Origin of the sequence: Streptomyces sp. NPDC059477, from assembly GCF_042749375.1 — a bacterium.
Taxonomy (GTDB): Bacteria; Actinomycetota; Actinomycetes; order Streptomycetales; family Streptomycetaceae; genus Streptomyces.
The window spans coordinates 1-23,330 of sequence record NZ_JBHYUG010000120.1; the positions used below are offsets into that span (position 1 = coordinate 1).

Consider the following 23,330-nt stretch of genomic DNA (forward strand, 5'->3'; position numbering starts at 1 on the left):
CGACGGTCTCGTCCTCGGCCACCTTGATGGAGGCGAGGACACCGGAGACGGGCGAGGGGATCTCGGTGTCGACCTTGTCGGTCGACACCTCCAGCAGCGGCTCGTCGGCCTCGACGCGCTCGCCCTCGGCCTTCAGCCAGCGGGTGACAGTGCCCTCGGTGACGCTCTCGCCGAGCGCCGGAAGGGTTACGGAAACCGCCATGGTTTCGGTTGCTCCTTACGAATTGCGGAAGTCTGTGTCGTCGCGCCCGGGGGCTGTCAGTCGTGCGAGTGCAGCGGCTTGCCGGCCAGGGCCAGGTGGGCCTCGCCGAGCGCCTCGTTCTGCGTCGGGTGGGCGTGGATGAGCTGGGCCACCTCGGCCGGCAGCGCCTCCCAGTTGTAGATCAGCTGGGCCTCGCCGACCTGCTCGCCCATACGGTCGCCGACCATGTGCACGCCGACCACCGCGCCATCCTTGACCTGGACGAGCTTGATCTCGCCGGCGGTCTTCAGGATCTTGCTCTTGCCGTTGCCCGCCAGGTTGTACTTCAGAGCGACGACCTTGTCCGCGCCGTAGATCTCCTTGGCCTTGGCCTCGGTGATGCCGACGGAGGCGACCTCGGGGTGGCAGTACGTCACCCGCGGCACCCCGTCGTAGTCGATCGGGACGACCTTCAGACCGGCGAGCCGCTCCGCGACCAGGATGCCCTCGGCGAAGCCGACGTGCGCGAGCTGGAGCGTCGGGATCAGGTCACCGACGGCGGAGATGGTCGGCACGTTCGTCCGCAGGTATTCGTCGGCGAGGACATAGCCGCGGTCCATGGCGACCCCGGCCTCCTCGTAGCCCAGGCCCTGCGAGACCGGGCCGCGGCCGACGGCGACGAGCAGCACCTCGGCCTCGAACTCCTTGCCGTCGGCCAGCGTCACCTTCACGCCGTCCGCGGTGTACTCGGCCTTCGAGAAGAAGGTGCCGAGGTTGAACTTGATGCCCCGCTTGCGGAACGCGCGCTCCAGCAGCTTCGAGGAGTTCTCGTCCTCGACCGGGACCAGGTGCTTCAGGCCCTCGATGACGGTCACGTCGGTGCCGAAGGACTTCCACGCGGAGGCGAACTCGACGCCGATGACGCCGCCGCCGAGCACGATCGCCGACTTCGGCACCCGGTCCAGTACCAGCGCGTGGTCGGAGGAGATGATCCGGTTGCCGTCGATCTCCAGGCCCGGCAGCGACTTCGGCACGGAGCCGGTCGCGAGCAGGATGTGACGCCCCTGGATCCGCTGGCCGTTCACATCGACGGAGGTCGGGGAGGACAGTCGGCCCGAGCCCTCGATGTAGGTCACCTTGCGGGACGCGATCAGTCCCTGGAGGCCCTTGTACAGGCCCGAGATGACGTCGTCCTTGTACTTGTGGACACCCGCTACGTCGATGCCCTCGAACGTCGTCTTGACGCCGAACTGCTCGCTCTCGCGAGCCTGGTCGGCGATCTCGCCCGCGTGCAGCAGGGCCTTGGTGGGGATGCAACCCCGGTGCAGGCAGGTGCCGCCGACCTTGTCCTTCTCGATCAGGGCGACGTCCAGGCCCAGCTGAGCCCCGCGCAGGGCCGCGGCGTACCCGCCGCTGCCACCGCCGAGGATCACTAGGTCGAAAACGGTGCTGGCGTCGTTCGCCACGTCACGTCCTCCATGCATGTGCGCCACGCCGGTCTCCGCTGACCGGTCGGCGGCTGGTGTCCGGCCGCTCTTTTGCCTTCGGCCCTGGAAAGGGGGCCCTGTCCTGCCGTCGCCCATCTTCGCACTTGTCACGCCCGGAGGAGACGCGGGGCGATGGTGTGAGACACCACACCCCGCGTCTCGGCTCCGGCGCCCCGAAGAGGCGCGGGGAACCGCGCGACCGGTCACATACAGCCCGTACTCGCCGTATAGCAGCACCAACCAGGCTATTGGGCGAACATCACCCCAGATCCCCCGAAGCCGTCAGCTCGGCAAGCCGCACCAGCGTCCGCACCGACGACCCCGTCCCGCCCTTGGGCGTGTACCCGAACGGGCCGCCCTCGTTGAACGCGGGCCCGGCGATGTCGAGGTGCGCCCACGTGATCCCCTCGCCGACGAACTCGCGCAGGAAGAGCCCGGCCACCAGCCCGCCCCCCATTCGCTCGCCCATGTTCGCGAGGTCGGCGGTCGGGGAGTCCATCCCCTTGCGCAGGTGCTCGGGGAGCGGCATCGGCCAGGACGCCTCCCCGACCGACTCGGCCGCGTCCACGATCGCCGCGCGGAACGCCTCGTCGTTGCCCATCACGCCGAAGGTGCGGTTGCCCAGCGCCAGCACCATCGCGCCGGTGAGCGTCGCCACGTCCACGATCGCGTCCGGCTTCTCCTGCGACGCCGCCCACAGCGCGTCGGCGAGCACGAGACGGCCCTCGGCGTCGGTGTTGAGCACCTCCACCGTCTTGCCGCTGTACATCCGCAGCACATCGCCCGGCCGGGTCGCGGTGCCCGAGGGCATGTTCTCGGCCAGCGCCAGCCAGCCGGTGACATTGACCTTCAGACCGAGCCGCGCGGCGGCGACCACCGCGGCGAACACGGCCGCGGCGCCACTCATGTCGCACTTCATCGTCTCGTTGTGACCGGCCGGCTTCAGCGAGATGCCGCCCGAGTCGTAGGTGATGCCCTTGCCGACGTACGCGAGGTGCATGGCCGCCTCGGGGTGCGTGTACGACAGCTTCACCAGCCGCGGGGGCGCCGCCGACCCGGCGCCGACGCCCAGGATGCCGCCGTAGCCGCCCTTGGCGAGTGCCTTCTCGTCCAGCACCTGCACCTTGATGCCGTGCTCCTTGCCCGCCGCGCTCGCCACGGCCGCGAACGCCTCGGGGTCGAGATCGTTCGGCGGGGTGTTGACCAGATCGCGGGCGCGGTTCAGTTCGCCGACGACCGTGGCCGCCCGCTCGACGGCCGCCTTGTACGCCTTGTCGCGGGGCTTGCCGCCCAGCAGCGCCACTTCGGCGAGGGGCCCCTTGCCGTTCTTCCCCTTGGTGTCCTTGCCGTTCGCCTTGTACGTGTCGAAGGCGTACGCGCCCAGCAGCGCGCCCTCGGCGACGGCACCGGCGTCGGCGGCGTCGGACAGCGGCAGCGCGAACCCGGCCTTCTTGGCTCCGGCCAGCGCACGGGCGGCGGCGCCCGCGGCCCGGCGCAGCGCCTCGGCGCGGTAACCGGCGTCGCCGTCGGGCTCGGCGCCGAGCCCGACGGCCACCAGGAGGGGTGCCTTGAACCCGGCGGGCGCGGGCACCTTGGTCACCTCGCCCTCGGCACCCGAGGCGCCCAGGGTCTCCAGGACTCCGGCGAGCCGGCCGTCGTACGCCTGATCGACGGCTTCGGCGCCCGCCGCGACGACGGGGCCCTTCGCGCCCTTGCCCACGCCGATCACGATGGCGTCGGCCCGCAGGGCGGATGCCCCGGAGGTGCTGAGAGTGAGAGCAGTCACGGTGGTGAAATCTCGCTTCCAGTGTGAAGTTTCTGCGGCCGAACGGTGTGGGCCGGCCGGGCCCGGCAGCCGACGCGGGCTGCGGCCGAAACCGGCATGAGGGTGCGGTCTCGACCGGTGTCCGCACCAGCTCGGCACATATCTGGGAGGAGCCTACGCGCGTGGCGCGGTTCGCTCATTACTGCGGGTGTTCACCCCTGGGCGGCGTCATGGCCATTTCGCGGTCCCGAAGGCCGGTGATCCGGCCCCGGTCCGGACGGCTCTCAGCCCAGCGCCAGTACGACCAGCGCGGCCGTCGCCGCCGTCTCCGCCAGCGCGCCGAACACATCCCCGGTCACCCCGCCGAAGCGGCGGACACAGCGGCGCAGCAGGAGTTCGGCGGCGGCGAGGGCGACGAGGACCGCGAGGGCCGTGCGCCGGACGCCGTCCGGGCCGAGCAGCGCGCCACCCGCCCCGGCGGCGACGATGACCGCCCCGGCCACGGCCAGCGCGCGGGGCAGCGGTACGACCCCGGCGACCGCCGCGCCCAGGCCCTCGGGGCGGGCGGGGGGTACGCCGGTGCGGGCGGCCAGGGTGAGGGCGAGCCGGGCGACGGCCGCCGAGACGACGGCGGCGAGCGCGCCCCGGGTCCAGGAGTCGCCGTAGCTCTGCGCCAGCGCGGCCACCTGGGCGAGCAGGACGAGGACCAGGGTGAGCACGCCGAACGGGCCGATGTCCGACCGCTTCATGATGCGCAGCGCGTCGTCGGCGGGCTTGCCGCTGCCCAGCCCGTCGGCGGTGTCGGCGAGGCCGTCCAGATGCAGGCCCCGGGTGAGGACGGCGGGGACGGCGGCGGAGGCGACGGCCGCCAGCAGCGGGTCCGCGCCGAGGAGGAGGAAGAGCAGCCCGAGCGCGGCGGCACCGCCCCCGACCACCACCCCGGCCAGGGGCGCCCACAGCATGCCGCCGCGCGCCGCGTCCCGGTCCCAGCGGACCACCCGTACCGGCAGCACGGTGAGCGTGCCGAAGGCGAAGCGGAGGCCGGGGGCGCTGGTGGGGTCCGTGGGGTCGGTGGGATCGGTGGGGTTGTCGGGCATTCGGGCAGCGTACGGGACGGGTGGCGGGCCGCCCGGGGGAGAGAAAGGGAGGGAAGTTTCTGGCAATTGAGGGCGATTTCTCACAAATCGCGTAAGAATCAAGGCATGGGGACGTGGTGGGACCGCAATATCGTCGAGCCGGGCAAGCTTCCCCTGCTGCTCGCCCTGACCGCGTTCGTCCTCACCTTCCTGATCACCCGGCTGATCACCCGGCTGATCCGCGCCGGGAAGGGGCCGTTCGGGAACGTCAAGGCGGGCGGGCTGCACATCCACCATGTGGTGCCCGGCGTGGTGCTCACCGTCATCGGCGGGTTCTGCGCGGTGGCGGGCGGACAGCGAGGCTTCGGGTCGGCGCTCGCGGCGGTGGTCTTCGGCATGGGCGCCGGTCTGGTGCTGGACGAGTTCGCGCTGATCCTGCATCTGGACGACGTGTACTGGAGCGAGGAGGGGCGCCGCAGCGTCGAGGTGGTGGTGCTGACCGCCGCTCTCGTCGGGCTGCTGCTGCTCGGCTACTCGCCCTTCGGGGTCAACGGGCTGGACCAGCAGGACCTCCAGAGCCGGGGGACCGTCATCGGCACGATCGCGCTGAACTTCCTGCTCTCCCTGATCGCCCTCGCCAAGGGCAAGGCACGGCTCGCGATCTTCGGGGTGATCATCCCGTTCCTGGCCCTGTTCGGCGCGCTCCGGCTGGCCCGGCCCGCCTCACCGTGGGCCAAGCGGATGTACCGGCGCCGCCCGCGCGCCCGCGCCAGATCCCGGCTGCGCGCCTACCACCACGACCGGCGCTGGTCCGGCCCCAGCCGCCGGTTTCAGGACTGGATCGGCGGGGCCCCCGACCCCGTACCGGACCGCGCCCCGCTCCGCCGCTGACGCAGCGCCGACAGCGCGCACAGCACCAGCGTCACGGCGATCGCCGCCAGATGTTCCTTGCCGGCCATGTTGTCCTTGATCAGCATCTCGCCGGCCATCGCCACGATCACCAGGGCGAGGGTCACATACGCCCGGTAGCGCCAGGCGACGTACACCGCGAGGCCGACCACCGCCGCCGACGGCCCGGTGTCCAGGACCTGCGCGTCGGACGCGGGGAGCCCGAACGGGCCACCGGGACCCACGGCGATCCCGATCCGGGCGTACAGCGTCCCGGCGACCGTGGCGGCATAGGCGAGGGCGAGGGTGAGGCCCCGCCCGAGGCAGATCTCCGCGATCCCGAACATGATCAGGATCTGCGCGAGCGCGCCCCACACGGGCAGATCGAGGGCCGGTACGAACAGGGAGAGCGGCGTGCGGAGCAGCGCGAGCCACAGCGGTTCGTCGGCCCGTACGGCGCCCACGTCCTCCACGAAGTCATGGCCCCAGGACTGCTGATGGACGACATACAGCACGGCGGTCAGCAGCACCGCGCCCAGCGTCATGGCGATCGCCCGCCACCCGCTCCGGCGCAGCGCCGCCCGCACGGTGGCGTACAACGCCCCCCACTCGGCACGGGCCCAGCGGACGAGGGGCCCCACGATGATGTCCATCTCGGCGAATTGTGCCGACTTCGGGGGGTTCGCGCATGACCGGGGCGCCGGTATCGCCCGGACGCCTGCCCGGCCGGTTGGCTGGTCGGTCAGTGGGCTGCCCGGTCGCCCGGTCGCCCGGCGCTCGGTGCAGGCCGCTCGGTTGCCGGGCTGGCCGGTCAGTGAGCTGCTCGATCACCGACCCATCGATGACGGGGCCGCTCGATTACGCGGGCCCGCTCGAATACGGGGGGCCGCTCGATTACGCGGGCCGCTCGAAAACGTGGCTACTCGGCCGCCGTGCCCTTGTCGCCCGTCTCCTCCTGGCCGACGGGCGTCACGACCGCAGCCTTCTCCTCCCCGGCCTTCCCGTCCCCGGGAGTCTCCTCACCCGCCGTCTGCTCACCCGCCGTCGTGTCCCCGGCCGTCGCGTCCCCGGCCGTCCCCTCCCCGGCCCGCTCCGGCAGCTCCGCCGCCAGTGCCGCCGCGCCCCGTACCAGCGGGAGTGCCAGCATCGCGCCGGCCCCCTCGCCCACCGACAGCCCCTGGGTCAGCAGCGGCTCCAGCGCCATCCGGTCCAGCGCCTTGGCCTGACCCGGCTCCCCGCTGTCGTGTCCCGCCAGCCACCAGTCCGGCGCCCGGAACGCGATCCGCTGCCCGACCAGCGCGCACGCCGCCGACACGACACCGTCGAGGATCACCGGCGTCTTGCGCACCGCGCACTGGAGCAGGAACCCGGTCATCGCGGCGAAGTCCGCCCCGCCGACCGTCGCCAGCAACTGCAACTGCTCCCCGAGCACCGGCCGGGCCCGGCGCAGCGAGTCCCGGATCGCCGCGCACTTGCGCATCCACGCCAGGTCGTCGATCGCGAGCCCGCCCCGCCCGGTCACCACCGACGCGTCCGTCCCGCACAGCGCCGCGACCAGCACCCCGGCGACCGTGGTCCCGCCCACGCTCACATCGCCGAGCACCACCAGATCCGTACCGGAGTCGGCCTCCTCGTCGGCCACCGCGACCCCGGCCCGGAAGGCGGCCTCCGCCTCGTCGAGGGTCAGCGCGTCCTCGATGTCGATCCGCCCGCTGCCACGCCGCACCCGGTGCCGCACGACGTCCGCCGGCAGCGACTCGGGGTCGCAGTCGAGGGCCAGGTCGACGACCCGCACCGGCACCTCGGCCCGCCGGGCGAGCACCGACACCGGCCGGCCGCCCGCCAGCACCTCGCGCACCAGGGTCGCGGCGCTGCCCGCGGGCCGGGCGGAGACGCCCAGTCCGGCGATCCCGTGATCACCGGCGAACAGCACCGCCTTGGGCCGTACGACCGGCCGCACCGGGACCACGCCCTGCGCGGCGGCCAGCCATTCACCCAGCTCGTCCAGGCGGCCCAGGGATCCGGGCGGCACGCTCCGGCGCTCCCGGTAGGCCTCGGCGTCCCGGCGCACCCCTCCGTCGGGGCGCTCGATCAGATCGGTGAAGTCGTCGAGATTCAGCGCGCTCATTCGCCGAACAGTACCGGCCCCGCACGGACGGAACGGAGCCGCGATCGGCACCACGTCAGCGGAGCGTCGTTGCACCCGGGATGACGATCCCATACGTTCCGGTATGCACAGAATTGCCGCACATAAACCGCACATAAAGGTCCCTCGTAGTGGACTCCAGGGAGCCCCAGATGTCCCCGCCACCGCTTCCACCCGCGTCACCCCCCTCACCCACTTCACCCCCCTCACCCCCTTCACTCGCGTCATCGGCCCCGGCGACCGCGCGGCGCCGTGCCGCCTACGCCGCCGAACTGGCCCTGGGCACCGACCGTTTCCACGAGCCGCGCCGCGAGGACTGCCCCTGGTGCGGGTCGGTGTGCCTGCGGGTCCGGCTCACCGCGCCCGACCTGGTGCAGGGCAAGCCGGGCCGGTTCACGCTCGACGAGTGCCGGGACTGCGGCCACGCCTTCCAGAACCCCCGGCTGACCCCCGAGGGCCTGTCCTTCTACCACTGGGACGCCGCCGAGGCCCGCCCCGACGCCCCGGCCCGCTCCCGCCGCCGGCTGCGCGCCACCGCCCGCGTACTGCTGGGCGTCCCCGAGCCGGAGAGCTGGCTGGACGTCGGCACGGGCGCCGGCGACTTCCCGGACGCCGCCCGCGAACTCTTCCCGTACACGGCCTTCGACGGCCTGGACGCCGGTCCACGGGTGGTACGGGCCCGGGAGGCGGGCCGGATCGAGGAGGCCCACATCGGCCGGCTGACCGCCCCGGCGACGGCGGCCCGGCTGCGCGCCCGCTACGACGTCGTCAGCCTGCTCCACCACCTGGAGCGCACCCCCGACCCCCGCGCGGAACTCGCCGCCGCGCTGACCACCCTGCGCCCCGGCGGCCATCTGCTGCTGGAGGTGACGGACCCGCACAGCGCGTACGCCGCGCTGCTGGGCAAGTGGTGGCTGCCGCACACCCAGCCGCACCATCTGCACCTGCTCCCGGCGGCCAACCTCCGGGCGGAGCTGGAGTCCCAGGGCTGCACGGTCATCACCACGGACCACCGCGCCGCGCACACGCCCTACGACCTCACCGCGGCGGCGACCCTCCTGCTGACCCGGGCCCTCCCGTCCCCGGACGTCCCCTGGCGTGCCGCGCCCCCCACACCGGGACAGCTCAGGGCGCGCAGCGCGCTGACCCGCCTCACCGGCCCCGTGTGCGCCACGGCCAGGGCACTGGACCACTGCCTGGCCCCGGCACTGCGCCGCACGCCGTTCTCCAACACGTACCGGATCATCGCGCGCAAGAGCCAGTAGCCGATCCGCCGCCGATCCGCCCCCACCCGTCGTCGCTCAGGGCCGCAGCACGACCACCTGCCCCGCCACCACCAGCAACACCTGCTCGCACTCCCCGGCGACCGCCGCGTTCAGCCGCCCCAGCTCGTCCCGGTAGCGCCGCCCGGACGCGGTGGCCGGTACGATCCCCGACCCCACCTCGTTGGACACGGCGACCACCACCCGCCGGGTCGCCCGCACCGCCCCCACCAGCTCCCGCACCCGCTCCCGCAGCGCCTTCTCGCCCCCGTCCGCCCACAGGGCGTCGTCCCACGCCTCCACGGCGTCCATGGCATCGGTCAGCCACAGCGACAGACAGTCGACCAGCAGCGGCGGCCCCTCCTGGGCCAGCAGCGGCACCAGGTCACAGGTCTCCACCGTCCGCCACGACCCCGGCCGCCGCTCCCGGTGCAGACCGACCCGCGCCGCCCACTCACCGTCCCCGCCCCGCGTCCCCCCGGTCGCCGCGTACACCACGTCCGGGAACGACTCCAGCCGCCGTTCCGCCTCCACCGACTTCCCCGACCGCGCCCCGCCCAGCACCAGCGTCCGCCGCGGCACATCCGGTACGTCGTCGTAGGCGCCCAGCGTCAGCGTCGTCCCGTCCGGCACCGCCCGCGCCCCGGCCGCCGCCAGCCGCCGGCGCAGTTCCCGCCCCGGCGGCACGTCATGGTCCAGATGGACGGCGATGACATCGGTGGTGGGCCCGACCGCCCGAACCGCCCGCAGCCGCGCGGGCGCGTCCGGCCGCCCGATCACATCCGCCAGCACCATGTCGTACGGCTCCGGCGCCCGGTCGCCCTCCTCCAGTCCGGCGGGCGCGCCCCCCGGCGGCAGATACAGCAGCCGGGCGCCGTCCGGCCCGGTCACCGCGTACCCCGTGCCCGGCGCGTCCATCGCCACCGCCCGCACCCGGTGCCCGGTCAGCAACGCCAGCTCGCGCCCGTCCGGGACCCGGCCCGGCTGCGGCAGCCCGGCGGGCACCTCGACCGGCGGCCCGTCGTGCGGATGCGACAGCAGCACCTGCCGCACCCCGCCCAGCGAGCGCCCCGCACGCGCCGCCGAGAACGCCGCACCCGGCGTCAGATCCAGCAGCAGCGTGCCGTCCACCAGCAGCGCGGTGGCAGCCCGGGCGTCCGGCCCCACCGCGCCGGCGCAATTGGCGCAGGAACAACCAGGGCGAGGCAGCCCCGCGGGAGCACCGGTGCCGAGCAGAGTAAGTTCCACCCCCCGATTTTCCCCGCCCCCACCCCACCCCGCCCACCGGGCTCCCCGGCCCCCACCCACCCGGATCCCCCGGTCGCGCTCACCAGGGCCCCGCAACCCCACCCCCTGTGATCAATCCCCTCCGGTCCGCGACCCCCCGGCCCCCCGACGGCTTAGGCTCGGGGCGGGGTCGGATCAAGATCCGGCCCGGCTCTGCACGCTCTGACATCAGGGAGGCCCGTATGGCGGCATGGACGTGGCGGTTCGAGAAGGCCGACGGGACGGAGGTGCAGCCCGCCGTGGTTCCGGAGGAGTTCACCACGCAGGGGGACGCCGAGTCCTGGATCGGTGAGTACTGGAAGGAACTGCTGGCGGGCGGCACGGACCAGGTGCGGCTCTTCGAGGACCTCACGGAGATCTACGGGCCGATGAGCCTGCACGCCGCCGCCGAGGCGTGACCGGGGGAGGGGCGGAAACACGCACCGCCCCTCCACCCCCCCCACGCCGGTCGGCTCACTGCTTGCCGAGCGTGACGTCCGCCTTCTCCTCGGTGCCGTCGCGGGTGAAGGTCACCGACGTCCTGTCGCCGGGTCTGTCCGCCGCCAGCGCCTCCGAGAGGGACGTGATGGTGGTGATGGTGACGTCCCCGAGCCGGATGATGATGTCCCCGGCCCGGAGCCCGGCCTTCGCGGCGGCGCCGCCCTTCTCCACGGACACGATCGCCACCCCGGCCGGCTGGAAGTCGCTGTCGACCACGGTCCGGCCGACGATGCCGAGCGCGGCCCGCCCGGAGTCGGTGACCCGCCCCTCCTTGATGATCTGGTCCGCGACCGTCGTCACCATGGACGACGGGATGGCGAACCCGATACCGGGCGCGGCGCTGCCCCCGAGGTCGGGATCGGTGGCGGCCAGCGTGGGGATGCCGATGACCTCGCTGTCGAGGTCGACGAGCGCGCCCCCGCTGTTGCCCGGGTTGATCGCCGCCGAGGTCTGGATCATGTTGGCGATGGTGGCGCCCGTACCGCCGCCCGACTGGCTCTCGCTGACGGTCCGCCCGGTCGCCGAGACGATGCCCTGTGTCACGCTCGACGACAGCCCCAGCGGTGAGCCCATCGCCAGCACGATGTCACCGACCTGCACCTTCGAGGAGTCGGCGAACTTCGCCGCCTTCAGCCCGTCCGGCACCGAGTCCAGCTTGATCACCGCCAGGTCCTGCTCGGGGTAGGCGTACACCAGCTTCGCGGTCAGCGGCTGCTCGTTGTTGGCGGTCGTGACCGCGAAGGACGTCTCACTGCCGACGACATGCGCGTTGGTGACGACATGGCCCTTGTCGTCGTACAGCACACCGGAGCCCAGCTCATTGGCGGCCTGGATCTGCACCACCGACGGCAGTACGTCCTTGATGACCCTCAGATAGTCGCTCTGGAGGTCGCTGACGGCCCTGGGCGCGGCAGCCTGGGCGGTGTCCGCACGGTCCTCCGTCCGCGCCCCCGACCCCGAGCAACCGGCGACGAGCGCGAGACAGCACGAGAGTCCGACGATCAGCCCGGCAGGCCGTGGCACACGGAATCGGGAAGCGTCCATGCCCCGAGTCTCACGGCGCCGACCCTTGAGGGCCCGCCGTGGTCACCCGAACGAGCACCCGCGCACCAGGGCCGGTCGGCAGACTCCCGCCCGCCCCGCGCGGAACGGCCGCCCGGACGGCGCCTCAGCCCCGTACCCCGCAAAGATGCAGCAGCGCCGCCACCCCGCGGTACGGGTCCGTGCGCCCCGCCCGCTCCTCCGCGGCCAGCAGATTCTCCATGTCCCTGGGATCCTGGGGCAGTTCGGCGTCGTCGGCGGCCCGGTCGGTGAACAGCCGCACGCCGTACCAGGCGCGCAGCGGGGCCCCGATGCCCGCCAGGGTGCTGGCCAGCGCCGAGCGGCGGTCCGCGCGGACGTCCAGGCCCAGCCGGTTGCGATACGTACTCGTGTCGAAGGCGGCCAGCGCCCCGGCCCAGTCACCGGCCAGCCCCGCGCGCAGGGCCAGCGCGTCGCCGTTGCGCACCACGAGGGAGAGCAGCCCGCCCGGGGCCATCACCCGGGCCAGCCCGGCCAGCAGCGGGTCGGGCTCCTCGACGTACATCAGCACCCCGTGGCACAGCACCACGTCGAAACTGCCCGGCAGGAAGTGCACCCCGGTGTCCCGGCCGTCACCCTGCACGATCCGCATCCGCTCCCGGATGCCCTCGGGCTCCGCGGCCAGCGCCGCACGCGCCGCCGCGATCATCGTGGCGTCCTGCTCGACGCCCGTCACCTCATGCCCGGCGCGGGCCAGCCGCAGCGCCTGCGTGCCCTGCCCCATCCCCACGTCGAGCACCCGCAGCCGTCGCCCGACCGGGAACCGCCCGGCTATCTGCTCATCGAGCTGCCGGGCCACCAGCTCCTGCCGTACGACATCACGCAACCCGCCGAGCATGCCCAGCCAGGCGCGTGCCGCACCCCCGGAGAACGACGCTGCGCTCAGGGCCGCTCTCCGCGCTTGACCTGCGGCTTCGGCAGCCGGAGCCGACGCATCTGGAGCGCGCGCATCAGGGCGTAGGCCACCGCGCCCCGGCGGTTCTCGTCCGGGAACCGCTCGGCCAGCAGCTTCTTGAGCCGGAAGCCGGTGACGAACGCGTCCAGCACGATCAGCACGATCACCACCAGCCACAGCAGCAGCGCGATGGACTGGAGCTGGGCCACCTGGACCATGCTCAGCACCAGGATCACCACGGCCATCGGCAGGAAGTACTCCGCGATGTTGAACCGCGAGTCGATGAAGTTGCGGGCGAAGCGGCGCACCGGACCCTTGTCGCGGGCCGGGAGATAGCGCTCGTCACCCCCCGCGAGCGCCTTGCGCTGCCGCTCCATGGCGGCACGGCGCTCCTCGCGCGAGCGCTTGGCGGCCTCCTTGCGCGTCGTGGGCGTATTGGCCACGCTGCGGCGCTGGGACTGGGCCTCACTGCGCTTGGGCGTGGGCCTGCCCTTGGGGGCCTGCGGGTCACGGGTCTGCTGGGAGCCGGTCACCTGCGCCTGGTCGGCGGCGGTGGCCTTCTCGTCTTTGGCACGGCTACGGAACACAAAACCCAAGGGTACGGGGTACACAGGCATGGACCCCAGCCCCGGGGGGAACGATCCCGCAACACCAGTCGTCTGTAGGGGACAGACGCGGACGTTGTGTACGCGTCCGGACGGCCGGTGGGGAAGCGGTGCACGACCCTGGGGAGAGCGGTCCCCGGGTACCACCTACTCCCTGGGCCGGATCAGAGGTGGACGCACTCGTCCTTGGGGAGGAGCGCATCCGACCCGGAACAGTGCGTCAATGGATGCAGGGCCCGTACTGTGGGTTCTGTCGCAGAGCTGGAGCTGTAGTCCGTCAGAAGGGGGCGCGCGAAGCCCATGAGCGGTGTCATGAAGCGTATGGGGATGATCTTCCGCGCGAAGGCGAACAAGGCCCTTGACCGGGCCGAGGACCCGCGCGAGACCCTCGATTACTCGTACCAGAAGCAGCTGGAGCTGCTCCAGAAGGTCCGCCGCGGCGTCGCGGACGTGGCCACGTCGCGCAAGCGGCTGGAATTGCAGCTCAACCAGCTCCAGAACCAGTCCGGCAAGCTGGAGGACCAGGGCCGCAAGGCGCTGGCCCTGGGCCGGGAGGACCTCGCCCGCGAGGCGCTCTCCCGCCGGGCCGCCCTCCAGCAGCAGGTCACCGACCTGGAGACCCAGCACGCCACCCTCCAGGGCGAGGAGGAGAAGCTCACCCTCGCGGCCCAGCGCCTCCAGGCCAAGGTGGACGCCTTCCGTACGAAGAAGGAGACCATCAAGGCCACCTACACGGCCGCGCAGGCCCAGACCCGGATCGGCGAGGCGTTCTCCGGCATCTCCGAGGAGATGGGCGACGTCGGCCTGGCCATCCAGCGCGCCGAGGACAAGACCGCCCAGCTCCAGGCGCGGGCCGGCGCGATCGACGAACTGCTCGCCTCCGGCGCCCTGGACGACCCCTCCGGCATGGCCAAGGACGACATCCAGGCCGAGCTGGACCGGCTCTCCGGTGGTACGGATGTAGAGCTGGAGTTGCAGCGCATGAAGGCGGAGCTGGCGGGAGGCTCCTCGTCCGGCCAGCAGGCCATCGAGGGCGGCACCAACCAGTCGCAGTCCTCGTCGCAGTCCCAGCAGCAGCCGCAGGACACCCCGAGGTTCGACAAGCAGTAGCACCCCGGGGCCCACGCCGAGGAGGGCGACATGATCGTACGGATCATGGGGGAGGGACAGGTGAGGCTGGCCGACAGCCACCTCACCGACCTGAACAAGCTGGACGACGAGCTGTTGGCGGAGATGGAGACCGGCGACGGCCCCGGCTTCCGCCGCACCCTTGAGGCCCTCCTGCACGAGGTCCGCTCCCTGGGCACCCCCCTCCCCGACGACGCCCTCGAACCCTCCGACCTCATCCTCCCGTCCCCGGACGCCACCCTGGACGAGGTACGCGACCTGCTCGGCGACGACGGCTTGATCCCGGGTTGATTTCCGGAACGCCGGGTCCCCTCGCGACGCCGGGTCCGGAAACCTCAGCCCGTCCGGCCTTTGCGGACGAGGCCCCTCAAGGGCCGAAGCGGAGGTCTGGGCGCGGCAGCCCCCAGCCGGGCCCGAGGTGCAACGCCGCAGCCGTACTCACCGGCGTCGACCCCAGTTACCGTAAATCCCCGTGAGCACACTCCACCGCGCCGGCCGCAGGCTCCGCGCACACCCCTTGGTGCTGGACGCGGCCCTCGCCGCGGCCGTCCTGGTGTGCATGATCGCCGGTTCCTTCACCGACTCGCACGGCGACAAGGGCGTCACCTGGGGCATCCGCACGCCCGACGCGCTCGGCCTGGTCCTGATGACCCTCGGCGCCTGCGCCCTCGTCCTGCGCCGCCGCGCCCCCATGGCCGTCCTCGCCGTCACCTGCGCCCTCACAGCCGTGGAGAACATCTCCAGCGCCGCCCGCGCCCCCGTCGCGATGGCCGCCGTCGTCGCCCTCTACACGGTCGCCGCCCGCACCGACCGCCACACCACCTGGCGGATCACCCTGGTCACCACCGCCGTACTGGCCGGCTCGGCGATGCTGGCCGGCCCGCTGCCCTGGTACGCCCAGGAGAACCTCGGCATCATCGCCTGGACCGGCATCGGCGCCACCGCCGGGGACGCCGTCCGCAGCCGCCGCGCCTTCGTCGACGCCATCCGGGAACGCGCGGACCGCGCCGAACGCACCCGGGAGGAGGAGGCCCGCCGCCGGGTCGCCGAGGAACGGCTGCGCATCGCCCGCGACCTGCACGACGTCGTGGCCCACCACATCGCGCTGGTCAACGTCCAGGCCGGGGTCGCCGCCCACGTCATGGACAAGCGGCCCGACCAGGCCAAGGAGGCCCTCGCGCACGTCCGGGACGCCAGCCGCTCCGCGCTCAACGAACTGCGCGCCACCGTCGGGCTGCTGCGCCAGTCCGACGACCCCGAGGCCCCCACCGAACCCGCCCCCGGCCTCGGCCGCCTGGAGGAGCTGGTGGGCACCTTCCGCAACGCCGGGCTGAAGGTCGAGGTGGCCCGCGCCGACCAGGGCGTGACCCTGCCCGCCGCCGTCGACCTCGCCGCCTACCGGGTCATCCAGGAAGCCCTCACCAACGTCCAGAAACACGCCGGAACGGCCGCGAAGGCCGAGGTCAGCGTCGTCCGCGTGGGACCGGACATAGAGATCACCGTGCTGGACAGCGGATCGGGGGACGGTGTCACCCCCGCCGACGGCGGCGGCCACGGCCTGCTCGGCATGCGCGAGCGCGTCTCCGCCGTACGCGGCACCCTCACCACCGGCCCCCGCTACGGCGGCGGCTTCCGCGTCCATGCGATCCTGCCGGTCAGGACCGTGAAACCCGGGGAGTCCAGATGACCGTACGCGCCACCGCCCGCCCCCGAATACCTGGAGCCCCCGGATGACCATCCGTGTGCTCCTCGCCGACGACCAGGCCCTGCTGCGCAGCGCCTTCCGGGTGCTGGTCGACTCCGAGCCGGACATGGAGGTGGTGGGGGAGGCATCCGACGGGGCCGAGGCGGTACGCCTCGCGAAGGAGGTACGCGCGGACGTCGTCCTGATGGACATCCGGATGCCCGGCACCGACGGTCTCGCCGCGACCCGCATGATCAGCTCCGACCCCGCCCTCGCACACGTACGGATCGTCATCCTGACCACCTTCGAGGTGGACGACTACGTGGTGCAGTCACTGCGCGCCGGGGCCTCCGGGTTCCTCGGCAAGGGGTCCGAGCCCGAAGAGCTGCTCACCGCCATACGGCTGGCCGCCGACGGGGAGGCGCTGCTGTCCCCGGCCGCCACCAAGGGCCTGATCGCCCGCTTCCTCGCCCAGGGCGACGGCTCCGGTGACCACGACCCGGCCCGCGCCGAGCGGCTCGACGCGCTCACCGGACGCGAGCGCGAGGTGCTGGTGCAGGTCGCCGGGGGCCACTCCAACGACGAGATAGCCGAACGCCTCGCGGTCAGCCCGCTCACCGTGAAGACCCATGTCAACCGGGCCATGGCCAAGCTCGGCGCCCGCGACCGCGCCCAGCTGGTGGTCATCGCGTACGAGTCGGGCCTGGTCCGTCCAAGGGTGGACTGACATCCATCCGGCCCTACTGCACCCGCAGTATGCGCGGGATAAGGATCTGGACCTGGGGGCGACGGATCGGGCCTCGCCGATGGCTCAGTGTGTGGGAGTGGGCGGTCATCCCCGCCCCGGCAGACCCCAGCCCCGCCCCCGGCCACGGAAAAGAGACGCTGACCCATGTCCTGGCTGTCCAGATTCAGCCTCGCGCAACGGGCCCTGATAGGGCTGATGTCCATCATCGCGCTCGCCTTCGGGGCGATCGCGATCCCGCAGCTGAAGCAGCAGCTGCTGCCCACCATCGAACTGCCCATGGTGTCGGTCATCGCGCCGTACCAGGGCGCGTCGCCGGACGTGGTCGAGAAGCAGGTCGTCGAACCCATCGAGAACAGCCTCGAAGCGGTCGACGGCATCTCCGGCGTCACCTCCACCGCCAGCGAGGGCAACGCCGTGATCATGGCGTCCTTCGAGTACGGCCCCGACACCAAGCAGCTGGTCGCCGACGTCCAGCAGGCCGTCAACCGGGCCCGTGCCATGCTCCCGGACGACGTGGACCCGCAGGTCGTCGCCGGATCCACGGACGACATACCCACCGTGGTCCTCGCCGTGACCTCGGACGAGGACCAGCAGGCGCTGGCCGACCGGCTCGACCGGACCGTCGTCCCGTCCCTGGAGGGCATCGACGGCGTCGGCCAGGTCACCATCGACGGCGTGCGTGACCTCCAGGTCACCGTCACCCCCGACGACGCCGAGCTGGCGGACGCGGGCCTGTCCGTCCAGTCGCTCGCCCAGGCGCTCCAGGCCGGCGGCGCCACCGTCCCGGCCGGCTCCTTCGACGAGGGCGGCGCGAATCGCACCGTCCAGGTCGGCGGCGGCTTCACCTCGCTGGCGCAGATCGAGGACCTGATGGTGACCGGCGAGCCCGGCACCGACCCGGTCCGCCTCGGCAGCGTCGCCCAGGTCGAGCAGCAGCAGGCCACCGCCGACTCGCTGACCCGCACCAACGGCGAGCCCAGCCTCGCCATCGCCGTCACCATGGGCCAGGACGGCAGCGCGGTCGCCATCTCCGACGAGGTCGAGAAGAAGCTTCCGCAGCTGCGCGAGGACCTCGGCTCCGGCGCCGACGTCACGGTCGTCTCCGACCAGGGCCCGGCGGTGTCGAAGTCCATCAAGGGCCTGACCACCGAGGGCGCCCTCGGTCTGGTCTTCGCCGTCCTGGTGATCCTGGTCTTCCTCGCGTCGATCCGCTCCACGCTGGTCACCGCGGTCAGCATCCCGCTGTCCATCGTCCTCGCCCTGATCGTGCTGTGGACGCGCGACCTGTCGCTGAACATGCTCACCCTCGGCGCCCTGACCATCGCGATCGGCCGGGTCGTCGACGACTCGATCGTGGTCCTGGAGAACATCAAGCGCCATCTCGGCTACGGCGAGGAACGCGAGGCCGCGATCATCACCGCGGTCCGCGAGGTGGCCGGAGCGGTCACCTCCTCCACCCTCACCACGGTCGCCGTGTTCCTGCCGATCGGCCTGGTCGGCGGCATGGTCGGCCAGCTGTTCGGCTCGTTCAGCCTCACCGTCACCGCCGCCCTGCTGGCATCGCTGCTGGTCTCGCTGACCGTCGTCCCGGTGCTGTCGTACTGGTTCCTGCGCGCCCCCAAGGGCACCCCCGAGGACGCCGGCGAGGCCCGCAGGCTGGCCGAGGAGAAGGAGTCCAAGAGCCGCCTCCAGCGCCTGTACGTCCCCGTCCTCCAGTTCGCCACCCGGCGCCGGCTGACCAGTGTGGCCATCGCCGTCGTCGTGCTCCTGGGCACCATCGGCATGGCGCCGCTGCTCAAGACGAACTTCTTCGACCCGGGCGACCAGGAGGTGCTCAGCATCCGGCAGGAGCTGCCGCCCGGCACCAGCCTCGCCGCCACCGACGCCCAGGCCGAGAAGGTCGAGGAGGTCCTCGGCCGCACCGAGGGCGTCAAGGACTACCAGGTCACCGTCGGCTCGTCCGGCTTCATGGCGGCCTTCGGCGGCGGCACCGACACCAACCAGGCGAACTACTCCGTGATGCTGGAGGAGTCCGCCTCGTACGAGGACGTCGAGCAGCGCATCGACGACGGGCTCAAGGAGCTCGACGGCATCGGCACCACGACCATCGCGGCCGGTGACGGCTTCGGCAGCCAGGACCTCAGCGTGGTCGTCAAGGCCGCCGACGCGGATGTCCTGCGCACCGCCGCCGAGCAGGTCCGCGAGGCGGTCGCCAAGCTCGACGACGTCACCGACGTCACCAGCGACCTGGCGCAGAGCGTGCCGCGGATCTCGGTGCGCGCCAACGACCGCGCCGCCGAGGCCGGTTTCACCGACCAGAGTCTCGGCGCGGCCGTCGCCCAGGCGGTCCGCGGCACCACCGCCGCCCAGGCCACCCTGGACGACACCGAGCGGGACATCGTCATCAAGTCGGCGCGGCCCGCGACGACCCTCGCCGAGCTGAAGGCGCTCCGCCTCGGCGCGGTGAAGCTCGGTGACATCGCGACCGTCGAACTGGTCGACGGCCCGGTCTCCATGACCCGGATCGACGGCCAGCGCTCGGCGACCGTCACCGCCAAGCCGACCGCCGACAACACGGGCGCGGTCAGCACCGAACTGAACACGGCGATCAACGACCTGGACCTCCCCGCGGGGGCCACGGCGTCGATCGGCGGGGTCACCGAGGACCAGGGCGACGCGTTCGCCAACCTGGGCCTGGCCATGCTGGCGGCCATCGCGATCGTCTTCATGCTGCTGGTGGCGACCTTCCGTTCGCTGGTCCAGCCGCTGATCCTGCTGGTGTCCATCCCGTTCGCGGCGACCGGCGCGCTCGGCCTGCTGATCATCACCGGCACCGCGATGGGCGTCCCGGCGATGATCGGCATGCTGATGCTGATCGGCATCGTGGTCACCAACGCGATCGTGCTGATCGACCTGATCAACCAGTACCGCAGACAGGGTTACGGCGTGGTCGAGGCCGTGATCGAGGGTGGCCGGCACCGGCTGCGCCCGATCCTGATGACGGCCCTCGCGACCATCTTCGCGCTGCTCCCGATGGCCCTGGGCATCACCGGCGAGGGCGGCTTCATCGCCCAGCCGCTGGCGGTGGTCGTCATCGGCGGTCTGATCAGCTCGACCCTGCTGACCCTGCTGCTGGTCCCGACGCTCTACGCGATGCTGGAACTGCGCAAGGAGCGCCGGGCGAAGAAGCGGGCGGCCAAGCGGGAGAAGAAGTCCGGCAGCGGCGGCCCCGCGGCCGGCGCGGACAAGTCACCGGAGCCCGCCGGAGTCTGACGGCCCGTCCGTTCATCGTCCGTTCCTCACCTCCGCGATTCCCGCTCCATGGCCCCCTGTCCGGCGTGTCCGACGCCGGGCGGGGGGTCACAGCTTTCACTTGGTCTAGTCCAAAGCCTTGACTTGCCATTCCCTCAAGCCTTAAAAGAAGCGATGAGAGTAGTCGTTCTCACCACCTCTTTCCCCCACTGAGCAGAGGCGAGGTTTGGCATGGGCTTCAAGATGCGCTGGAGACGTACGGCGTCGGCGGCGGCCGGCACCCTGGTGGTCGCCCTTCTGAGCGTGCTGCCCGCACAGCCCGCGGCGGCGGCCACCGGCCAGATCAGCGGCCTGGCAGGCAAGTGCGTCGACGTGGCGGCGGCCGGCACGGCCAACGGCACGGCCGTCCAGCTCTACGACTGCAACGGCACCGCCGCCCAGCAGTGGAACGTCGGCTCCGACGGCACCGTACGGGCGCTCGGCAAGTGTCTGGACGTCTCGGGCGGCTCCACCGCCGACGGCGCCCTGATCCAGCTCTGGGACTGCAACGGCTCGGGTGCCCAGCGGTGGACGGTCTCCGCCGCCCGGGACATCGTCAACCCGCAGGCCAACAAGTGCCTGGACGTCACCGGCGCCAACTCCGCCAACGGCACCCGGATCCAGCTGTGGACCTGCAACGGCACCGCCGCCCAGAAGTGGACCGCCCCGGCGGCCGGCGGTGGCACCACGCCGAGCGGATTCGTGGTCACCGAGGCCCAGTTCAACCAGATGTTCCCGGGCCGCAATTCCTTCTACAGCTACAGCGGACTGGTCGCCGCCCTCAGCGCCTACCCGGCGTTCGCCAACACCGGCAGCGACACCGTGAAGAAGCAGGAGGCCGCGGCCTTCCTCGCCAACGTCAACCACGAGACCGGCGGACTGGTCCACATCGTGGAGCAGAACACGGCCAACTACCCGGCCTACTGCAACTGGAGCATGTCGTACGGCTGCCCGGCCGGTCAGGCCGCTTACTACGGCCGTGGCCCGATCCAGCTCAGCTGGAACTTCAACTACAAGGCGGCCGGTGACGCCCTCGGCCTCGATCTCCTCAACAACCCCTGGCTGGTCCAGAACGACGCCTCCGTCGCCTGGCGCACCGGCCTGTGGTACTGGAACACGCAGAACGGTCCCGGCACCATGACCGGCCACAACGCCATGGTCAACGGCGCCGGCTTCGGCCAGACCATCCGTTCCATCAACGGCACCCTGGAGTGCGACGGCCGCAACCCGGCCCAGGTCCAGAGCCGCGTGGACGCCTACAACCGCTTCGCCGGCATCCTCGGGGTGACCCCGGGCGCCAACCTGTACTGCTGACCCGGCCGACCCGGCTGATCCATCGGGCATGGCCCAAGGGGTGCCTTCCTGTCGCGGAGGGCGCCCCTCGGGTCGGGCCGGGATCAGGCCGGGACGTTCACGGCGGCGCCGGTATCCGCCTACGGCAGCGCCAGCATCCGCTCCAGCGCCAGCTTCGCGAACGCCTCGGTCTCCTGGTCGACCTCGATCCGGTTGACGAGGTTGCCCTCGGCGAGCGACTCCAGCGCCCACACCAGATGCGGCAGGTCGATCCGGTTCATGGTGGAGCAGAAGCACACCGTCCGGTCCAGGAAGGTGATCTCCTTGCCCTCGGGGGCGAAACGGTTCGCCAGCCGCCGGACCAGATTCAGTTCGGTGCCGATCGCCCACTTCGAGCCGGCCGGGGCCGCCTCCAGGGCCTTGATGATGTACTCGGTCGAACCGACGTGGTCGGCGGCGGCCACCACCTCGTGCCGGCACTCGGGGTGCACCAGGACGTTCACACCCGGGATCCGCTCCCGTACGTCGTTGACGGAGTCGAGGCTGAAGCGGCCGTGCACCGAGCAGTGCCCGCGCCACAGGATCATCTTGGCGGCACGCAGCTCCTCGGTGGTCAGCCCGCCGTTGGGCTTGTGCGGGTTGTAGAGCACGCAGTCGTCCAGGGACATCCCCATGTCCCGCACGGCGGTGTTGCGGCCGAGGTGCTGGTCGGGCAGGAACAGCACCTTCTCGCCCTGCGCGAAGGCCCACTCCAGGGCCCGCTGGGCGTTGGAGGAGGTGCAGATCGTGCCGCCGTGCCTGCCCGTGAACGCCTTGATGTCGGCGGACGAGTTCATGTACGACACCGGCACGACCTGCTCGGCCACCCCGGCCTCGGTCAGCACGTCCCAGCACTCGGCGACCTGTTCCGCGGTCGCCATGTCGGCCATCGAGCAGCCGGCGGCGAGGTCGGGCAGGACCACCTTCTGGGTGTCGGAGGTGAGGATGTCGGCCGACTCGGCCATGAAGTGCACACCGCAGAAGACGATGTACTCGGCCTCCGGCCGGGCCGCCGCGTCCCGGGCCAGCTTGAAGGAGTCGCCGGTGACATCCGCGAACTGGATGACCTCGTCGCGCTGGTAGTGATGCCCGAGCACGAACACCTTGTCGCCGAGCTTCTCCTTGGCCGCGCGGGCCCGCTCGACCAGATCCGGGTCGGACGGCGAGGGGAGGTCACCGGGACATTCGACACCGCGCTCGCTCCTCGGGTCGGCCTCCCGGCCGAGGAGCAGCAGGGCGAGCGGGGACGGCTGTACGTCGAGATCCTGGGTCTGGGCGGTGGTCACGACACACACCCTTTCTGTTCTGCGGCGTCGACTTCTCGTCGGTTTGACACTATTTATCATAACCGCTTCACGTCAGTTTGACGATCTGCATAGCGTCGATGTGACGTGAATCCCTGAACGGCGTCCGAGGACGCATTCACCGCTCCCGGCCGTGTGTGCGAGCATGAAAAGGGAACGACAACAACGGCACGCGACGAAAAGACGAGCGAGAAGACGAGCGCTGGTCCGGAATGAATCCCCGGCCCCGCCGGTTGAACCGTCGGCAAGCAGTCTCCGTACAACCCGGGAGAGATGTAGATGTCCGTATCGGACGAGACCACCACCGTCACCGACGGCATCGTCCTGACCGAAGCCGCCGCGGCCAAGGTCAAGGCCCTGCTCGACCAGGAAGGCCGTGACGACCTCGCGCTGCGCGTCGCCGTCCAGCCCGGCGGCTGCTCCGGCCTGCGCTACCAGCTGTTCTTCGACGAGCGTTCCCTCGACGGCGACGTCAAGAAGGACTTCGACGGCGTCAAGGTCGTCACCGACCGGATGAGCGCCCCGTACCTCGGCGGTGCCACGATCGACTTCGTGGACACCATCGAGAAGCAGGGCTTCACCATCGACAACCCGAACGCGACGGGTTCCTGCGCCTGCGGCGACTCCTTCAACTGAGCCGCCCGGCACGTTCCGGCGTACGGCGGAGAAGGCGGCGGCCCCCGGTATCGGG

21 protein-coding genes are annotated in these 23,330 nt (G+C 71.9%); 10 read left to right on the top strand and 11 right to left on the bottom strand.

Features of this window, described 5'->3' with window-relative positions; all coding sequences use genetic code 11:
• The 4 genes from ACFXAZ_RS35695 to ACFXAZ_RS35710 all read right to left on the bottom strand — a co-directional run.
• Positions 1 to 202, bottom strand: a 202-nt coding sequence (locus tag ACFXAZ_RS35695; RefSeq protein ID WP_384599947.1) for a biotin/lipoyl-containing protein, incomplete at its 3' end; no start/stop codon positions are given.
• Positions 203 to 258: 56 nt separating this feature from the next.
• Positions 259 to 1,647, bottom strand: a complete 1,389-nt coding sequence (gene lpdA, locus ACFXAZ_RS35700; RefSeq protein WP_384599950.1) for a dihydrolipoyl dehydrogenase — start codon at positions 1,645 to 1,647, stop codon at positions 259 to 261.
• Positions 1,648 to 1,927: 280 nt separating this feature from the next.
• Positions 1,928 to 3,454, bottom strand: coding sequence for a leucyl aminopeptidase (locus tag ACFXAZ_RS35705; RefSeq protein WP_384599953.1), 1,527 nt, complete (start codon positions 3,452 to 3,454; stop codon positions 1,928 to 1,930).
• 263 nt (positions 3,455 to 3,717) lie between these two features.
• The gene (locus ACFXAZ_RS35710) at positions 3,718 to 4,530 is read right to left on the bottom strand and encodes an adenosylcobinamide-GDP ribazoletransferase (protein ID WP_384599956.1); all 813 of its coding nucleotides are present in this window, start codon (positions 4,528 to 4,530) and stop codon (positions 3,718 to 3,720) included.
• A 105-nt stretch (positions 4,531 to 4,635) separates the two neighbouring features.
• Between ACFXAZ_RS35710 and ACFXAZ_RS35715 the strand changes: the two genes are divergently transcribed.
• A complete protein-coding gene (locus ACFXAZ_RS35715) occupies positions 4,636 to 5,400 on the top strand; it encodes a hypothetical protein (protein ID WP_384599959.1) in 765 nt (254 codons plus the stop codon).
• Here ACFXAZ_RS35715 and ACFXAZ_RS35720 read toward each other — a convergent pair.
• Positions 5,340 to 6,050 carry a hypothetical protein gene (locus ACFXAZ_RS35720; RefSeq protein WP_384599962.1) on the bottom strand — a complete coding sequence of 237 codons (711 nt, stop codon included), beginning with the start codon at positions 6,048 to 6,050 and terminating at the stop codon, positions 5,340 to 5,342. The genes ACFXAZ_RS35715 and ACFXAZ_RS35720 overlap by 61 nt on opposite strands.
• A 266-nt stretch (positions 6,051 to 6,316) precedes the next feature.
• On the bottom strand, positions 6,317 to 7,525 hold the full coding sequence (gene cobT, locus ACFXAZ_RS35725; RefSeq protein WP_384599965.1) for a nicotinate-nucleotide--dimethylbenzimidazole phosphoribosyltransferase: 1,209 nt from the start codon (positions 7,523 to 7,525) through the stop codon (positions 6,317 to 6,319).
• Positions 7,526 to 7,695: 170 nt separating this feature from the next.
• Here cobT and ACFXAZ_RS35730 point away from each other — a divergent pair, with 170 nt between their 5' ends.
• Positions 7,696 to 8,808 carry a class I SAM-dependent methyltransferase gene (locus ACFXAZ_RS35730; RefSeq protein WP_384599968.1) on the top strand — a complete coding sequence of 371 codons (1,113 nt, stop codon included), beginning with the start codon at positions 7,696 to 7,698 and terminating at the stop codon, positions 8,806 to 8,808.
• Between the two features lie 36 nt (positions 8,809 to 8,844).
• Here ACFXAZ_RS35730 and ACFXAZ_RS35735 read toward each other — a convergent pair whose 3' ends face one another.
• On the bottom strand, positions 8,845 to 10,053 hold the full coding sequence (locus ACFXAZ_RS35735; protein WP_384599970.1) for a bifunctional adenosylcobinamide kinase/adenosylcobinamide-phosphate guanylyltransferase: 1,209 nt from the start codon (positions 10,051 to 10,053) through the stop codon (positions 8,845 to 8,847).
• A 221-nt stretch (positions 10,054 to 10,274) separates the two neighbouring features.
• On the opposite strand from ACFXAZ_RS35735, the gene ACFXAZ_RS35740 reads away from it, so the two are divergent.
• A complete protein-coding gene (locus tag ACFXAZ_RS35740) occupies positions 10,275 to 10,490 on the top strand; it encodes a hypothetical protein (protein WP_382693601.1) in 216 nt (71 codons plus the stop codon).
• Positions 10,491 to 10,545: 55 nt separating this feature from the next.
• Here ACFXAZ_RS35740 and ACFXAZ_RS35745 read toward each other — a convergent pair whose 3' ends face one another.
• The 3 genes from ACFXAZ_RS35745 to ACFXAZ_RS35755 form a co-directional block, all read right to left on the bottom strand.
• Entirely contained in the window at positions 10,546 to 11,616 is a 1,071-nt protein-coding gene (locus ACFXAZ_RS35745; protein ID WP_384599972.1) for a S1C family serine protease, read from the bottom strand.
• Positions 11,617 to 11,740: 124 nt separating this feature from the next.
• Positions 11,741 to 12,451 (bottom strand): class I SAM-dependent methyltransferase, encoded by a 711-nt coding sequence (locus tag ACFXAZ_RS35750; RefSeq protein ID WP_384600002.1) that lies wholly within the window; start codon positions 12,449 to 12,451, stop codon positions 11,741 to 11,743.
• A gap of 83 nt (positions 12,452 to 12,534) precedes the next feature.
• Complete coding sequence (locus ACFXAZ_RS35755; RefSeq protein ID WP_384599975.1) at positions 12,535 to 13,164, bottom strand: DUF3043 domain-containing protein; 630 nt, start codon at positions 13,162 to 13,164, stop codon at positions 12,535 to 12,537.
• Between the two features lie 288 nt (positions 13,165 to 13,452).
• Between ACFXAZ_RS35755 and ACFXAZ_RS35760 the strand changes: the two genes are divergently transcribed.
• The 6 genes from ACFXAZ_RS35760 to ACFXAZ_RS35785 all read left to right on the top strand — a co-directional run bounded on the left by ACFXAZ_RS35760 (position 13,453) and on the right by ACFXAZ_RS35785 (position 21,317).
• Positions 13,453 to 14,262 carry a PspA/IM30 family protein gene (locus tag ACFXAZ_RS35760; RefSeq protein ID WP_384599978.1) on the top strand — a complete coding sequence of 270 codons (810 nt, stop codon included), beginning with the start codon at positions 13,453 to 13,455 and terminating at the stop codon, positions 14,260 to 14,262.
• 30 nt (positions 14,263 to 14,292) lie between these two features.
• On the top strand, positions 14,293 to 14,571 hold the full coding sequence (locus tag ACFXAZ_RS35765; protein WP_384599981.1) for a hypothetical protein: 279 nt from the start codon (positions 14,293 to 14,295) through the stop codon (positions 14,569 to 14,571).
• Between the two features lie 181 nt (positions 14,572 to 14,752).
• Positions 14,753 to 15,967 carry a sensor histidine kinase gene (locus ACFXAZ_RS35770; protein WP_384599983.1) on the top strand — a complete coding sequence of 405 codons (1,215 nt, stop codon included), beginning with the start codon at positions 14,753 to 14,755 and terminating at the stop codon, positions 15,965 to 15,967.
• Positions 15,968 to 16,010: 43 nt separating this feature from the next.
• Entirely contained in the window at positions 16,011 to 16,691 is a 681-nt protein-coding gene (locus ACFXAZ_RS35775; RefSeq protein WP_384599986.1) for a response regulator, read from the top strand.
• Between the two features lie 165 nt (positions 16,692 to 16,856).
• The gene (locus ACFXAZ_RS35780) at positions 16,857 to 19,985 is read left to right on the top strand and encodes an efflux RND transporter permease subunit (RefSeq protein WP_384599988.1); all 3,129 of its coding nucleotides are present in this window, start codon (positions 16,857 to 16,859) and stop codon (positions 19,983 to 19,985) included.
• Between the two features lie 210 nt (positions 19,986 to 20,195).
• Positions 20,196 to 21,317, top strand: a complete 1,122-nt coding sequence (locus ACFXAZ_RS35785) for a glycoside hydrolase family 19 protein (RefSeq protein WP_384599991.1) — start codon at positions 20,196 to 20,198, stop codon at positions 21,315 to 21,317.
• A gap of 119 nt (positions 21,318 to 21,436) precedes the next feature.
• Here the strand turns inward: ACFXAZ_RS35785 and nadA are convergent, their stop codons facing one another.
• On the bottom strand, positions 21,437 to 22,621 hold the full coding sequence (gene nadA, locus ACFXAZ_RS35790) for a quinolinate synthase NadA (RefSeq protein WP_384599996.1): 1,185 nt from the start codon (positions 22,619 to 22,621) through the stop codon (positions 21,437 to 21,439).
• A gap of 297 nt (positions 22,622 to 22,918) precedes the next feature.
• Between nadA and ACFXAZ_RS35795 the strand changes: the two genes are divergently transcribed.
• A complete protein-coding gene (locus ACFXAZ_RS35795; RefSeq protein ID WP_384599998.1) occupies positions 22,919 to 23,275 on the top strand; it encodes a HesB/IscA family protein in 357 nt (118 codons plus the stop codon).
• Positions 23,276 to 23,330: the final 55 nt, after the last annotated feature.